General features: G+C 62.8%; 11 protein-coding genes and 1 pseudogene. 3 read left to right on the top strand and 9 right to left on the bottom strand.

Features of this window, described 5'->3' with window-relative positions:
* From GYH35_RS33685 to prpB, 5 genes and pseudogenes are all read right to left on the bottom strand, one after another.
* Positions 1 to 762 (bottom strand): annotated as a pseudogene (locus GYH35_RS33685) (flagellin N-terminal helical domain-containing protein); the annotation flags it as partial.
* A gap of 120 nt (positions 763 to 882) precedes the next feature.
* Positions 883 to 2,070: a 2-methylaconitate cis-trans isomerase PrpF gene (gene prpF, locus GYH35_RS33690; protein WP_161816394.1), complete on the bottom strand. Its 1,188-nt coding sequence runs from the start codon at positions 2,068 to 2,070 to the stop codon at positions 883 to 885.
* Between the two features lie 3 nt (positions 2,071 to 2,073).
* A complete protein-coding gene (acnD, locus tag GYH35_RS33695; RefSeq protein WP_161830675.1) occupies positions 2,074 to 4,668 on the bottom strand; it encodes a Fe/S-dependent 2-methylisocitrate dehydratase AcnD in 2,595 nt (864 codons plus the stop codon).
* Between the two features lie 44 nt (positions 4,669 to 4,712).
* Complete coding sequence (gene prpC, locus GYH35_RS33700; protein WP_161816396.1) at positions 4,713 to 5,870, bottom strand: bifunctional 2-methylcitrate synthase/citrate synthase; 1,158 nt, start codon at positions 5,868 to 5,870, stop codon at positions 4,713 to 4,715.
* 39 nt (positions 5,871 to 5,909) lie between these two features.
* Complete coding sequence (gene prpB / locus GYH35_RS33705; RefSeq protein WP_161816397.1) at positions 5,910 to 6,788, bottom strand: methylisocitrate lyase; 879 nt, start codon at positions 6,786 to 6,788, stop codon at positions 5,910 to 5,912.
* A 199-nt stretch (positions 6,789 to 6,987) separates the two neighbouring features.
* On the opposite strand from prpB, the gene prpR reads away from it, so the two are divergent.
* Positions 6,988 to 8,919, top strand: a complete 1,932-nt coding sequence (prpR, locus tag GYH35_RS33710) for a propionate catabolism operon regulatory protein PrpR (RefSeq protein WP_161816398.1) — start codon at positions 6,988 to 6,990, stop codon at positions 8,917 to 8,919.
* Here prpR and GYH35_RS33715 read toward each other — a convergent pair.
* The 4 genes from GYH35_RS33715 to GYH35_RS33730 all read right to left on the bottom strand — a co-directional run bounded on the left by GYH35_RS33715 (position 8,897) and on the right by GYH35_RS33730 (position 14,335).
* Positions 8,897 to 10,450 carry a S41 family peptidase gene (locus tag GYH35_RS33715; protein ID WP_161816399.1) on the bottom strand — a complete coding sequence of 518 codons (1,554 nt, stop codon included), beginning with the start codon at positions 10,448 to 10,450 and terminating at the stop codon, positions 8,897 to 8,899. The two genes, prpR and GYH35_RS33715, sit on opposite strands and share 23 nt — an antisense overlap.
* A gap of 99 nt (positions 10,451 to 10,549) precedes the next feature.
* Positions 10,550 to 11,896: a M20/M25/M40 family metallo-hydrolase gene (locus GYH35_RS33720; RefSeq protein ID WP_161830676.1), complete on the bottom strand. Its 1,347-nt coding sequence runs from the start codon at positions 11,894 to 11,896 to the stop codon at positions 10,550 to 10,552.
* Between the two features lie 92 nt (positions 11,897 to 11,988).
* On the bottom strand, positions 11,989 to 13,662 hold the full coding sequence (locus tag GYH35_RS33725) for a flotillin family protein (protein WP_161830677.1): 1,674 nt from the start codon (positions 13,660 to 13,662) through the stop codon (positions 11,989 to 11,991).
* Positions 13,663 to 13,705: 43 nt separating this feature from the next.
* Entirely contained in the window at positions 13,706 to 14,335 is a 630-nt protein-coding gene (locus tag GYH35_RS33730; RefSeq protein ID WP_161830678.1) for an OB-fold-containig protein, read from the bottom strand.
* Positions 14,336 to 14,503: 168 nt separating this feature from the next.
* Here GYH35_RS33730 and GYH35_RS33735 point away from each other — a divergent pair, with 168 nt between their 5' ends.
* Together GYH35_RS33735 and GYH35_RS33740 are read left to right on the top strand one after the other, a co-directional pair.
* Positions 14,504 to 14,824: an ArsR/SmtB family transcription factor gene (locus tag GYH35_RS33735; RefSeq protein ID WP_161816403.1), complete on the top strand. Its 321-nt coding sequence runs from the start codon at positions 14,504 to 14,506 to the stop codon at positions 14,822 to 14,824.
* A 13-nt stretch (positions 14,825 to 14,837) separates the two neighbouring features.
* The gene (locus GYH35_RS33740; protein WP_161816404.1) at positions 14,838 to 15,362 is read left to right on the top strand and encodes an SRPBCC family protein; all 525 of its coding nucleotides are present in this window, start codon (positions 14,838 to 14,840) and stop codon (positions 15,360 to 15,362) included.

The following is a 15,362-nucleotide window of genomic DNA, read 5'->3' on the forward strand; positions in this document are numbered from 1 at the left end:
CGAAGCGGTCGTGTTCTGGATCATGTTGCCCAAGTTGTTGTACACGTGATCGAGACGGTTCGAAGCAGCACCGAGCTGCGCGCGCACCGTGCCGACCGCCGCGATGGCGTCGTTGATGTCCGTGATGACGGTGTTGGCACCCGACAACTCCGTGCCGGCGGTGGTCGGCGCCGTCGTCGCGTAGAAGGAGCTGACGGCCGCAAGAGCGTCGCCCAGATCGGCCAGGCCGGTTTCAGCATCGACCACCATCGTCTCGTTCTCGCTGGCGCCGATCTGGAACGTGATACCGCCCGCCGTGCCCAGCAGGCCCGCAGCCGCAGCCGCACCCGGCAACGTCACGCCGTCGTCGGTGAACAGCGTCGCGCCGCCGAACGAGGTGCTCTTGAAGATGTTCGCAACTTCAGCGCCGAGCGCGTCATATTCAGCCTGCAGCGCTTCCACGTCGTCGGTCGTCGAAGAGGCGTTGAAGGCTTCGGTCGCAAGGTCCTTCATACGCAGCAGCACGTTGGTCAATTCCGAGAACGCGCCTTCGGCCGTCTGCATCATGGAGATGCCGTTCTGCGTGTTGCGCTGAGCGACCGACATGCCCCGGGCCTGCGCATCGAGACGGGTCGCGATCTGCAAGCCGGCAGCGTCGTCCATCGCGCTGTTCACGCGGAAGCCGGTGCCGAGGCGGGTCAGCGAGGTGGTCAGGGCCTTCTGCGTGTTGCCGACCGAATTCTGCGACGACAGCGCCGCAGCGTTAGTGTGAAGAGAAAGCATGTCTGAAACTCCTGGTGGTTGTCGTCTTGAGCGCGACACCATCGGTTCCGCGCGCCCTCAGTCGTTGAAGGCGGCGGCCCGTTCGGAGTTCTTAAACAGCGAAGAGTTTTGTGACGACCGTCACATTTGTGCGGGCACCCGGACCCAACCTTCCATGAGTACGCGCGCGCTGCGGCTCATGATGGCCTTCGTGACCGTCCACTCGCCATCGACCTTGCCGGCTTCGGCGCCCACGCGCAGCGTGCCCGACGGATGGCCGAAGCGAACGGTATTCCGCTCTCCTCCGCCCGCCGCCAGATTCACCAGCGTTCCGGGGATCGCAGCCGCCGTGCCGATCGCAACAGCCGCCGTGCCCATCATCGCGTGATGCAGCTTGCCCATCGAGAGCGCGCGCACGAGCAGATCGATCTCGCTGGCCTGCACGTGCTTGCCGCTGGAAGAAACATAGCTCTTCGGCGGTGCAACGAACGCAACCTTCGGCGTGTGCTGACGCTTCGCCGCTTCTTCGAGCGTCTTGATCAGCCCCATGCGAATGGCGCCGTGCGCGCGGATGTTTTCAAACATCGCGAGCGCCTTGCCGTCGCCGTTGATGGCTTCCTGCAGTTCCATGCCGGTGTAGCCGATGGCATCGGCGTTCACGAAGATGGTCGGAATGCCGGCGTTGATCATGGTCGCCCTCAAGGTGCCGACGCCCGGCACCTCGAGATCGTCGACCAGGTTGCCGGTCGGAAACATCGAGCCGCCCGCGCCTTCTTCGTCCGCGGCCGGGTTGAGAAATTCGAGCTGCACTTCGGCGGCCGGGAACGTCACGCCGTCCAGCTCGAAATCGCCCGTCTCCTGCACGACGCCATCGGTGATCGGCACGTGCGCGACGATGGTCTTGCCGATGTTCGCCTGCCAGACGCGCACCACGACCGTGCCATTCCTGGGAATCCGGCTGGGATCGATCAACCCATTGCTGATCGCGAACGGCCCGACCGCGGCCGACAGGTTGCCGCAGTTGCCGCTCCAATCGACGAACGGTTTGTCGATGGACACCTGGCCGAACAAATAATCGATGTCGTGATCCGCCTTTGTGCTCTTCGACAGGATCACGGTCTTGCTGGTGCTCGAGGTCGCACCCCCCATGCCATCGATCTGCTTGCCGTACGGATCGGGGCTGCCAATGACACGCTGAAGGAGTGCATCACGGGCCGGGCCAGGCGCCTGAGCCGCCGCAGGCAGATCCTGCAGGCGGAAGAACACTCCCTTGCTCGTGCCGCCACGCATGTAGGTGGCGGGGATTTTGATTTGCGGTGCGTGGGCCATGCGCTATGCCACCTTCGAGGACTCGAGGAAGTCTTGAGCGAACCGTTGCAGCACACCGCCAGCCTCGTAGATGGAGACTTCTTCGGCGGTGTCCAGCCGGCAGGTGACCGGCACTTCGACACGTTCGCCGTTGCGGCGATGAATGACCAGCGTCAGATCCGCACGCGGCTTGCGCTCGCCAACGACGTCATAAGTTTCGGTGCCGTCGATGTTGAAGGTCTTGCGATTCACGCCCGGCTTGAACTCCAACGGCAGCACGCCCATGCCGATCAGGTTCGTGCGATGGATGCGCTCGAAGCCTTCGGCGACGATGGCTTCCACGCCCGCGAGACGCACGCCCTTGGCCGCCCAGTCGCGCGATGAGCCCTGACCGTAGTCCGCGCCGGCGATGATGATGAGCGGCTGCTTGCGCTCCATGTAGGTCTCGATCGCTTCCCACATACGCGTGACTTTGCCTTCCGGCTCAATGCGCGCGAGCGAGCCCTTCTTGACCTGGCCATCGACGACGGCCATTTCATTGACCAGCTGCGGATTGGCAAACGTCGCACGCTGCGCGGTCAAGTGATCGCCACGATGCGTCGCATAGGAATTGAAGTCTTCCTCGGGCAAGCCCATCTTCGCGAGATACTCACCGGCGGCGCTGTCGAGCAGGATCGCATTCGACGGCGACAGATGATCCGTCGTGATGTTATCGGGCAGCACCGCCAGCGGACGCATGCCCTTCAATGTGCGCTCACCCGCAAGCGCGCCTTCCCAATACGGCGGACGGCGGATGTACGTGCTCTGCGGCCGCCAGTTGTACAGCGGGCTGATCTTCACAGCGCTCGCGCCGCTGGCCTTGAACATCGGCTCGTAGACAGCGCGGAAGTGCTCGGGTTTGACGCTCTTGGCGACGATGGCGTCGATCTCCGCGTCGCTCGGCCAGAGGTCTTTCAGATAGACCGGCTTGCCACTCTTATCGTGGCCCAGCACGTCCTTCTCGATATCGAACCGGATGGTGCCGGCGATGGCGTAAGCCACCACCAGCGGCGGCGATGCAAGGAACGCCTGTTTCGCATACGGATGAATGCGGCCGTCGAAATTGCGATTGCCGGAGAGCACCGCCGTCGCATACAGATCGCGGTCGATGATCTCCTGCTGGATCTTCGGATCGAGCGCACCCGACATGCCGTTACACGTCGTGCAGGCAAACGCGACGATGCCGAAGCCCAGGCTTTCCAGATCGGGCAGCAGCTGCGCCTCTTCCAGATACAACTGCACCGCCTTCGATCCGGGCGCGAGCGAAGACTTCACCCACGGTTTGCGAGTGAGACCACGAGCATTGGCGTTGCGAGCGAGCAGGCCCGCAGCGATGACGTTGCGCGGGTTGCTGGTATTCGTGCAGCTCGTGATCGCTGCGATGATCACCGCGCCATCCGGCATCTGACCGGGGACTTCCTCCCACTTGCCTGCGATGCCACGCTTCGCGAGCTCCGTGACCGGCAGGCGCTTGTGCGGATTCGACGGGCCGGCCATGTTACGAACGACGGACGACAGATCGAACTTGAGCGTGCGCTCGTATTCGGCGGTCTTCAGGCTGTCGGCCCACAGGCCGGCCTCCTTCGCATAGATCTCCACCAGCTTCACCTGTTCGTCGGTGCGGCCGGTGAGCTTCAGATAGTCGATGGTCTGCTGGTCGATGAAGAACATCGCCGCCGTGGCGCCGAACTCCGGCGTCATGTTGGAAATGGTGGCGCGATCGCCCAGCGTCAGCGCCGAAGCGCCTTCGCCGAAGAACTCGATGTAGGCGCCGACGACCTTCTCTTTACGCAGATATTCAGTCAGAGCGAGCACCACGTCGGTGGCCGTGATGCCCGGCGCCGGCTTGCCCGTCAGCTCGACGCCGACGATGTCCGGCAACCGCATCCAGGAAGCGCGGCCGAGCATCACGCTCTCCGCTTCCAGACCGCCGACGCCGATGGCGATGACGCCAAGAGCGTCGACGTGCGGAGTGTGACTGTCCGTGCCGACCAGGGTGTCCGGGAACGCAACGCCGTCCACCGCATGAATCACCGGCGACATCCGCTCCAGATTGATCTGGTGCATGATGCCGTTGCCCGGCGGAATCACGTCCACGTTCTGGAACGCCAGCTTGGTCCAGTTGATGAAATGGAAGCGATCGTCGTTGCGACGATCTTCCACCGCCCGGTTCTTCGCGAACGCATCCTTGTCGTAGCCGCCGTACTCGACCGCCAGCGAGTGATCGACGATCAGCTGCGTCGGCACGACCGGATTGATCTGCGAAGGATCGCCACCCTTGTCCGCAATGGCATCGCGCAGGCCCGCGAGGTCCACCAACGCCGTCTGCCCCAGGATGTCGTGACACACCACGCGAGCCGGAAACCACGGGAAATCGAGATCCCGCTTGCGCTCGATGAGCTGCTTCAACGACGCGGTAAGCGTCGCTGGATCGCAGCGACGCACCAGGTTCTCGGCATGCACACGCGAGGTGTACGGCAACTTGGCATAGGCGCCCGGCTGGATCGCATCGACCGCGGCGCGCGTGTCGAAATAATCCAGCTGGGTTCCGGGAAGACGTTTGCGATAGGCGGTATTCATGGGGCCTTGGCGTTGAGCTTGGGCGTTGCTTACTTGCGCCGGTCTTACTTACGATCAGAGATCGGCAGGAACTTCTGGTCCTCTGGACCGGTGTAGTTGGCGCTCGGACGGATGATCTTACCGTCAATGCGCTGCTCGATGATGTGGGCGCTCCAGCCCGACGTGCGAGAGATCACGAACAGCGGCGTGAACATGGCGGTGGGCACGCCCATCACGTGGTAGCTGACGGCGCTGAACCAGTCCAGGTTCGGGAACATCTTCTTGATCTCCCACATCACCGTCTCCAGGCGCTCGGCGATGTCGTACATCTTGGTGTTGCCGGCTTCCTTCGACAGATCCAGCGCCACCTGCTTGATCACCTTGTTGCGCGGATCGGAGATCGTGTAGACGGGATGGCCGAAGCCGATCACGACTTCCTTGCGCTCGACGCGGGCGCGGATGTCCGCCTCCGCTTCGGCCGGCGTGTCGTAGCGCTTCTGGATCTCGAACGCGACTTCGTTGGCGCCGCCGTGCTTCGGACCGCGCAGCGCGCCGATGCCGCCGCAGATCGCCGAATACATGTCGGAGCCGGTGCCGGCAACGACGCGAGACGTGAAGGTCGAGGCGTTGAACTCGTGCTCGGCGTACAGGATCAGCGACGTGTGCATCGCCTTCACCCACGAGCGCGGCGGCTTCTGCTGATGCAACAGGTGCAGGAAATGACCGCCGATGGAGTCTTCATCCGACTCCGTCTCGATGCGCTTGCCGTTGTGAGCGTAGTGATACCAGTACAGCAGCATCGAGCCGAGCGACGCCATCAGCTTGTCGGCGATGTCGCGCGCGCCCGCATGATTGTGATCGTCCTTCTCGGGATTCACGCAGCCGAGCACCGAAACGCCCGTGCGCATCACGTCCATCGGATGCGCCGACGGCGGCAGCTGTTCGAGCGCCGTCTTCACCGCAGCCGGCAGGCCGCGCAGCGACTTCAGCTTGGTCTTGTACGCCTTCAGCTCGGCGCCCGTGGGCAGCTTGCCGTGCACCAGCAAATGAGCGATTTCTTCGAACTCGGACTGAGCCGCCAGATCGAGAATGTCATAGCCGCGATAGTGCAGATCGTTGCCGCTGCGACCGACCGTGCAAAGCGCGGTGTTGCCGGCGACAGTGCCGGACAGTGCAACTGACTTTTTCGGTTTGAACCCGGGCTGAGTGGGAGCGTCGGTCATCTTCAATCTCCTGGTCGTTTGTTACTTACGGCGTCGCGGTTATTTCTTGGCCTTGAAGAGCGCATCGAGATGCTGCTCATAGGCGTGATAACCGATGCGCTCATACAGTTCTTCGCGCGTCTGCATCGAGTCGACGACATTGCGCTGATGGCCATCGCGGCGGATGGCTTCATAAACGTTCTCGGCGGCCTTGTTCATGGCGCGGAAGGCGCTCAGCGGATACAGCACCATCGCCACGCCGGCGCTCTTCAGCTCGGGCACGGAGAATAGCGGCGTCTTGCCGAACTCGGTGATATTCGCGAGCACCGGCACCTTCACCGCATCGACGAACTTCTGATACGTCGGCAGGTCGTAGGCCGCTTCGGCGAAGATCGCGTCGGCGCCCGCCTCCACGCACTTCACCGAGCGCTCGATCGCGGCATCGATGCCGAACGAGGCGATCGCGTCGGTGCGCGCGATCAGATAGAAATCGGGATCGGTCTTGGCATCGACCGCGGCCTTGACCCGATCCACCATCTCTTCGGTGGACACGAGCTCTTTGCCGGGACGGTGGCCGCAACGCTTCGCGCCGACCTGGTCTTCGATGTGACAGCCGGCAGCGCCGAACTTGATCAGGCTCTTCACGGTGCGGGCGATGTTGAACGCGCTCGGGCCGAAGCCGGTGTCGATGTCGACGATCAGCGGCAGATCGCACACATCGGTGATGCGACGGATGTCGGTGAGCACGTCATCGAGATTGTTGATGCCGAGGTCGGGCATGCCCAGCGAGCCGGCCGCGACACCGCCGCCGGACAGGTAAATCGCGCGATAGCCGGCGCGCTTGGCGAGCAGCGCATGGTTCGCGTTGATCGTGCCCACGATCTGCAGCGGTTGCTCGGCGGCCAGGGCCGAGCGGAAGTTGGATCCGGCGGATGCCATGGAAGTCTCCTCGAAAATGCGGTTGCAGCGGGGTTGCCGAGGGAGAGCAAGAGTTATGCCACGGACCTCTCGTCAACAAGTGCATCTAAGTTATTGATTAACTTGGGTCACTTCATAGGTGTGCCCCGGCGCAGCCGGCTGGCGGTTTCACTCTCGAAACAGTACAGTTTCAGGCTGCAACATTGATGAAACTGTTGTCATGAACGCCCAGGTCGCCCGCTCCAATGACCCGCTCCGCATCGTCGCCGTCGGCCTGCATCGGCTGAAGGACCTGTTCCGCGACCTTGCCCCCACCTACGCGCAGGTCGCCCGCGTCGAGGTGCTCGACAGCGGCTTCGAGACCGCGGTCGACACTATTAATGAGCTGAGCCGCCAGCAGCCCATCGACGTGCTCGTGGCCGCGGGCTCCAACGGCGCCTACCTTCGACAGCACATCGAGCTGCCAGTGGTGCTGGTTCGCGTCGGCGGCTTCGACATCCTGAGTGCGCTCGGTCGGGCTCGCAGCATCTCGTCGCGGATCGCGCTCGTGACGCACGGCGCCCTGCCTGTCGAGCTGGAACGGTTCAATGAGTTGTTCGGCTTGGGCATCGAGCAGCGGAGCTATCGAACCACGGACGACGCGAGAAACTGTGTGCTCGAGCTGCGGGCGCGTGGCATCGAAGTCGTGGTCGCGCCTGGCTTGATCGCGGATCTCGCCGAAGCGGCCGGCATGGCCAGCGTCTTTCTCTACTCCGAAGACGCTGTCCGTGAGGCGCTCGACGATGCGGTCGAAATGGCTCGCTTGTCGCACATGGAAGGCGCCAAACGCGAACGTTTGAATACGATTCTCGGCCAGCTGCGCGACGGCGTGGTCGCGGTCGATATGGACGAGCGGATCGAGATTTTGAATCCCGCCATGGCGCGGCTGTTGGAGCGGCCCGCTCCAGAGCTCATCGGGCTCAAGCTCAGCGATATCGCGCCGGAGCTTTCGCTCACACGCACCCTGCGTGAGCCACGTGCGGAGATCGACGAATTGCAGAAGATTGGCGCGCGCGCGGTGCTCACGAGTCGGCTGCCGATCACAGAACAAGGCACGCAGACCGGCGCAGTGCTCACCTGCCAGGATCCCGAATCGATTCAACGCGTCGATCGCGACCTGCGCGCCCGGCGTCACAAGCCGGCGGCGAATGTTCGCTATCGGCTGACGGATCTGGTCGGCACGACTCCAGGCATCGTGCACACTCGATCGCTGGCGGCTCAGTACGCTCGCAGCGATGCGACCGTGCTGATCTTCGGCGAAAGCGGCACTGGCAAAGAACTGCTCGCTCAAGGCATCCATGTCGCAAGCAAGCGGGCGAATCAGCCTTTCATCGCCATCAACTGCGGCGCCTTTCCGGAGTCGCTGCTGGAGAGCGAGCTGTTCGGTTACGAGGAAGGTGCTTTTACCGGCGCGCGCCGCGGCGGCAAGCTCGGCTTGTTCGAAGCCGCCCACACCGGCACGATCTTTCTGGACGAGATCGGCGAGATGCCGGTGTCTCTGCAAACCCGCCTGCTACGCGTGCTGCAGGAGAAAGAAATATTGCGAGTCGGCGCGATCGAACCGACTCGCGTCGACGTTCGCGTCATTGCCGCCACCCATCGCGATCTGACGGAGCGCATCGTCACCGGCGACTTCCGACGGGACCTCTACTATCGGCTCAATATCCTGCGTTTGGAATTGCCTGGCCTGCGCGATCGTCGGCAGGATCTGCCCGAGCTCGTGGCTCACCTGGGGCGCAAGATCGCCCTGCGAACAAGCATCGATATTACGAACGACCCGCGAGTACAGAAGCTGCTGGATGCGGCGTGGAACTACGAATGGCCCGGCAACGTGCGCGAGCTGGAGAACTTGCTGGAGCGAGTGGCGATGCTCGCGAGCCCGAACGACGCGACGCTCAGTGACGTGCAACTGCGGGAATTGATGCCCGAGATCTCAGCGCCGACACCGAGCAAAGTCGTCGCATCCATCGCCGCGCATCGCGCCGAATCCGAGACCGAGTTGATTCGGCGCGTGCTCGAGGAGAGCGACGGCTCTTACGCCAAAGCGAGCGTGCGACTGGGGATCAGTCGCACGACGCTGTGGCGCAAGCTCAAAAAGCAATCCCCGTCCTAGGCCGCTCCACGATCCGATTCTCGCGAGCTGGCGACTTGATCATCTTGCCCTCGCCCCCGCCTGCCAGCGCGGGTTTCGAGCTGCTGCCGTTGGGCGCCGCGCTCACCACCGTTGGACAAGTTTGATTGTTGCTGGCCCGGAAGCCGAGGGCTGTCTGCAGACGCGCCTCGAGCGGATCGCCGAGCTCATTCGTGAAATCGTCCGCGACCCGACAGCCTTTGATCGTGCTGCCCGAGTCCGCGCTGCCCGGCACGAATCCATCGGAATAGTCGCCGAAGCCCGCGGCGTTGACTCCCTGGAACTGAATCGAGAAATACGTGGTGTCGCAGTTGTCCTCCGGATAGAAACCGTAAGGCTTGCCGCAAGTGGTCTCACCGATCTGGTAGACCTGCACGCCGATACCGCGCAGGCCGTTGATGATGGATTCGCTGGCCGAACAGGTATTGTTGCCAGTAATCACATAGACGCTCTCGAGATTCAGCGACGGCAGCGGCGTACCGCTGGTCACCGAAAATCCCTTCGCGGTGGAGTAAAACGGCGTAGGCGTGATCGGTTGACCGGCGGGATCGATGGTCGTGTATCTGTCGTTGAACGCGAGTCGTTCGAACGTGCGGCCCGCGGTTCGCGTCGTGTTGGCGATCATGTAGGCCAACTCGTTCGCGATAGCGAGATAGCCGCCACCGTTGTAGCGCAGATCGAGCACCAGGTCCTTCACGCCCGCGACACTCAGCTGGTTGATCGCCTCGACCAACTCTCGTTCCGCAGTCCCGACATGATCGTTGAACAGCAAATATCCGACCGGGCCATCGGGCTGATTGATGACGCCCCAGGCGGGCACGGGGTTATAGGTCACCGAGCTGCTGGTCATCGTGATCTGCCGCGTGCCGTTCGCGTCGCGCACCGTGAAGGTGTGCTGCTCGTTGGCCCTCTCCGGGAACAGAGCCGCGTACAGCAGGTCGACCTCCGCATCCGTGCGAATGTTTGCAACAACGATGTTGTCGGCCGCCAATATCTCGGTGCCACGCGCCACACTTTGCTGATCCGCCGCGGAGCCAGATTCGACGAACGCAGTCATGATCTGCGCGTTCGCATTGGCCCGCGGGAGCAGGACCCACTGCGCGCCATAGCCCATTTCGGCGCCCTGCTGGGACAACGCCTCCCATTCCGCGGTCGAATACGTGAAATGGAAACGATCCTTGTCGGTGCCGGTGGCAGTCTTCAGCGGGGTCTTCAATTTCTCGAAATAATCGGCGGTCGTGAAGCCGGTCGGATTGGTATCCGGCACCTCGGAGTACCAGAGATACGTCTCGTTCGTCCACGAGCGCAGAAACATGTTCTGCGCCATCGGGGTGGAACACTGGTTGGCCAGGGACGCGGAAGGCGAGTAGACGCCCGGGGTGTAACCGCCTGGCGCGTTCGATCCGCCGCCCGACGGTCCGCCGAGGGCCGGGTTACCCCCGCCGCCTCCGCCACAGCCCGCGACTCCCCACAACGCGACTGCCAGCACTGCGCCACGCGACATCCATTCCATGTAGAGGCCACTCCCGCTGTTTTGATAGTGCGGTTGTACTACATACGTCACATCGCGAGTAGTACACACCACACATCCGGGGGCTTTCCGCGTCTTCGTTCAGCGACGACGTGGCAACAATGGCTGTGGCCCGCCTTCGATGCCGGCCAACGCCAGGGTGGTCAGCAACAATCCTTGCGGACCGAGCCAGGCATTGACGGGCTCATACCATTCATTCAGCGAATGGGCCTTGTCGCCGATGCCGCCGCCCGAGGCGGTAATGGCCGGAATGCCCAGGCCCAGAGGCACGTTCGAATCGGTGCTGCCCGCGACCGGCATCGGGGGCTTTTGACCCAAAGCCACCATGGCGCCGATCCAGGTGGAAGCCATCAGGCTGTCGCTGCTGCCCGCTCCGGCGGGCCGGTCGCCGAGCAATGTTCGCTCGACTTTCACGGGCGCCGCTCCCCAGCGCTTGCCCTCTTCCGCGCCGGCTCGTTCAGCGGCGGCGAGAATCTGTTCTTCCAGGGCCGCCAGCGCGCTCGCGGATTCTGAACGGATATCGAGCTGCAGCTGAGCCTCCTCGGCAATCGCATTGATCGCCGTGCCGCCCGACACGATCGAAACAGTGAACGTAGTCTTCGGCTCGGTCGGCGCTTGCAGATCGGAGATCGCGCTGATCGCCCGGCCCATCGCATGCACGGCGCTGGGGGTCCCGAAATTCTCATAGCTGTGGCCGCCCGGCCCGGTGAACGTGATCTGCCAGCGATGGCTGCCGACGGCGCGCGCCACGACTTCAGACTCACCGGCCGGCAGGCGCGGCGAATCGGTGCCGTCGACGGAAATGAAGCCATCGATATCCTTCCGATCGCGGAACAATGCTTTCACGCCGCGCAGGTTGCCCAAGCCCTCCTCGCCCACGGTGGCGACGAATAAAACATCGCCTTGAGTGCGCAGTTTGTTCTCCTGCATCGAGCGCAACACAGTCAGCAGAACGGTCAAGCCGCGAGCGTCATCGCTGATACCCGCGCCATGGTAGCGATTGCCTTCCTTGCGAACCTTTACATCGGTGTCCGGGCTGAACACGGTATCGAGGTGCGCCGCCAGCACCAACGTCGCGCCATTACGGCTCGTGCCCGGTCGGCGCGCAATGACGTTGCCTTCGGAATCGGTGGCGATCTCGGTCAGGCCGAGCTCATGCAGGCGTCGCAGGTAGTCTTTGGCACGCACCTCTTCCTTGCGAGAAGGCGCCGGGATCTCGGAGATCTCGATCTGCTCCCGCAGCGTCCGTTCGTCTTCACGACGGATCTGTTCCAGCGCTGCCTTCACCGCGGGCTTGCTGCTGAGAGTCTTGAAGACAGCCTGATGCTTCGAGGCTGCGTCGGCGGCGTGCGCCTCGAACGCGAACACAGCGCTGAGCAGACACACCACACTGGCGAACTTCACGCTGCACGATGTAACAACTGCCATGAGCTTCGATTCCGTCTGGGCGCCTGGCGGCGGATCGCGGAATCATAGCCCGCGCCATGCACCGATGGCGCGGGCTAGTCATCAGCCCGACATTACGATGGCAGCGGCACCGGCGGAGCCGCAGGTTGGGCAATGGCCGACGTGGCCTTCACCAGTCCATCCAAGCCGTTGCCGGACAGCCCCACTTCCTTGATCAGCTGATCGACCACCGGTGCATAAGCGCGATATTTCAGAGCCGCGCCCACCGCTTGCTCGGCGAGGTTGCCCGAGCCATTGCCGAGCGTCGGCTCGCCCGCCTGCGCACCGGCGGCGCCGGTGTTGAGACCGTCGACCTGCATGATCCGGATCGAGTCGATGTTCTGCATCGGCCGCACCGCCTCTTCGATGATCTTCGGCAGCGCCTGGATCAACGCCAGCTTTTCCTGCAGCGAGACCTGCGCATTCGAGAGCGTGTTGATGGCCTCGTTCAAAGCGCGCTTGCCGGCCGCTTCCGCTTCGTAATTTTCGCGGTTCGCCTTGGCGAGCGTACGGATCGCATCGGCCTTCGCCTCCGACGCTTCTTTTTCCGCGAGCGCCGACACCTTCACGCTGATCGCCTGACGCTCCGCTTCCTGCGACGCCAGCACCAGCGTCACTTGCTTCTCACGTTCGGCCTTGGCGACTTCCTCGGCCGTCTTCACGGCCTGTTCGGACTTCACCGCTTCGGCCAAAGCCAGGTTGGCGCTGGCCTGAGCCTTGGATTGTTCCTCCGACTTCTGCGCAATCGAGATCGCTTTGTTCTGATCGGCGATCTCCGTGGCGCGCAGCTGTTCGATGGTCGCGATCTTGACCTCGCGCTCGGCTTCGACGACGCGCTGGCGCACGGCCTGTTCCTTGGCGACTTCGGCCTCACGAATCTGGCGTGCGGCGGCGATCTTCGCCTCTTCGGCTTCCCGAGAGCGCTCGGCTTGCACCTTGGCGACGATAGACTGCTGCTCGGCCTCGCGAGCCGACACTTCCTGCGACTGCGCCAGCTCGGCGAAACGCTTCTGTCGATCGATCTCCAGCTGCAATTGCTTGGCTTCGAAGTTCTTGCGCGAGATTGCCACGGTCGTGTCCTGCTCGATCTCGTTGCGCTCGCGGCTGCGACGCTGCGTTTGTTCGGTGAGCCGCGTCAGACCTTCGGCGTCGAACGCATTGTTGGGATCGAAAAATTGCATCGCCGTCTGGTCGATGCGGGTCAACGACACGCTCTCCAGCTCCAGACCGTTCTTCAACAGATCCTCGCTCACGGCGTTCTGCACGCCCTGGATGAAGTCCTGACGTTTGTCGAGCAGCTCCTGCATGGTCATCGACACCGCGGCGGCGCGCAGCGCGTCGACGAACTTATCCTCGACCAGCTGCGACAACTGCTCGGGATCGATCGTGCGCTGGCCCAAGGTCTGGGCGGCATTCGCAATACCTTCCTTGGTCGGCACGACCCGCACGAAGAACGCGACGACCACGTCCACGCGCATGCGGTCCTTGGTGAACAGCGAGTCCTTGCCGAAACGCGTCACTTCGAGCTTGAGCGTGTTCATGTTCACCAGGATGGTCTCGTGGAACACCGGAAAGACGATGGCGCCGCCATCCATCACCACCTTCTGCCCGCCCAGTCCGGTGCGCACGAAGGATCGCTCTTTCGAGGAGCGGCGATACAGCCGCGAGAAAATGATTCCTATGACCAGCAGCGCGAAGAACGCGATGCCCGCCAGAATCAGGTTGTCCAGGATCAGGTAGTCCGACATTTGCTCACTCCCCAGCAATGTTGCCCATCGAAACCCGCTCGAGTCAGATCAGATCGGGCCAGGGATTCACGGCCCCAGCAAACCGATTTCCGGCAATGCGCTTGTTGAGCAGCACGCGTTCCCCGCTTTGAAACGTCATGCCCTCGGCCTCCGGCTCGACCATCACATACAACATCTGTCCATGCTCGTTCGCCACCTTCGCCTGCGCCGGATAACCGGGCCGCGCGGTGCCGGTCACGATGGTCGCGACCCGGCCGACCAGCGAATCGAACGAGACTGCATAGGTCTGATCTTGTGGAATCACGCGCGCCAGTCCCGCTCCGGCGAAGCGCACGACAGGCAACGTAATGAGGAATGCCGCAAGCGCCGAGATCGACGGCGGAGCCCAGAAACCAAACATCTGCTTTACGACCAAATTGAGCGCGAAGCCCGTCAGCGCAAAGCTCGCGAGGAACAGCACCAACAGCACGAGCGCCGGCACACGGCCGAACGAGAGCCAGCCGAGCAACTTGTCGAACACGCCCACGTGGACATCGCCAGGCTCGGGAAGCAAGTGCTGCAGCGATTGGGAGAGACTCGACCCCAGCAGCATCGCAATCCCTTCCACGATCGCGATCAGCAGGAGCAGGAACGTCGCCACGGTGAATGGCCAGGTCTCTGGAGCGAACAGCACGTGTTGTTTATCCCTCAACAATAGAAGCCGTTGAGGTCAGTATCCGGACGGCAAGCCACCAATGCAACGCACTGCCGGTGAATGGCCACACGCTACCGGCGAAATCGAGCTTGTGTCTTCAGCGGTTGTTATTTTAGTATTTGCTAAATTAAGCATTGGCTACATTCCATGAGCATTTTCGCGGCCCTGGCAGATCCGACCCGGCGCGGCATCGTCGAGTCATTGGCTCGCGGCGCTCTATCTTCCGGTGAAATCGCCGACCAGTTCGATATCAGCGCCTCCGCGATCTCACAGCATTTGAAAGTGCTGCGCGAGGCGCAGATGGTTCGGGTCCGCGCCGAGGCCCAGCGCCGCATTTATGAGCTCGATCCACAAGGAGTGAACGAGCTGGCAGGCTGGGTGGATGAGCTGCGGAGCTATTGGGCAACCCGATTCGATGCTCTGGAAGCCGAGCTGCGCAAACCCGCGGGCAAGTCACGCAAACGTTGAAGAGGGTGATGCGATGGTTACCACGGAACTGCACGAACGCGGCGAGATGTCTAACGTTCCCTGCGTCACGTTCACTCGCCTGCTGCCGGGGCCGATCGAGCGAGTGTGGGCTTATCTCACCGATCCGACGAAGATGCCGACCTGGTACGGCAACGTGGCGCTGATCGAGCCGCGCCAAGGCGGCAAAGTTCGTCTCGTCGACGGTCACATTCGCGGCATCGTCACGCAGTGGCAACCGCCGCGAAAGCTCGTGTACACCTGGAATGTGTTCGATGGCGGCGCAGCCGAAGATGCCGTGTCTGCCTATCCCGAGTCGTATCCCACCTTCGAGCTGGAGCCGCGCGGCGAAGACGTGCTGCTGACCTTCAAGCACTTCCCCATCCTCGAGCGCTTCGTCCCTCAGAATGCGATGGGCTGGCACACCATGCTCGACATGCTGACCGCCGCACTGAACGATCAACCCATCAAGGACCGCATCGAATATGTCACCAGGAATGCGGCGCTCTACGGCGTCGATCTGAAGAACCTGGCGCGCTGA

The organism is Steroidobacter agaridevorans (assembly GCF_009932555.1).
Lineage (GTDB): Bacteria > Pseudomonadota > Gammaproteobacteria > Steroidobacterales > Steroidobacteraceae > Steroidobacter > Steroidobacter agaridevorans.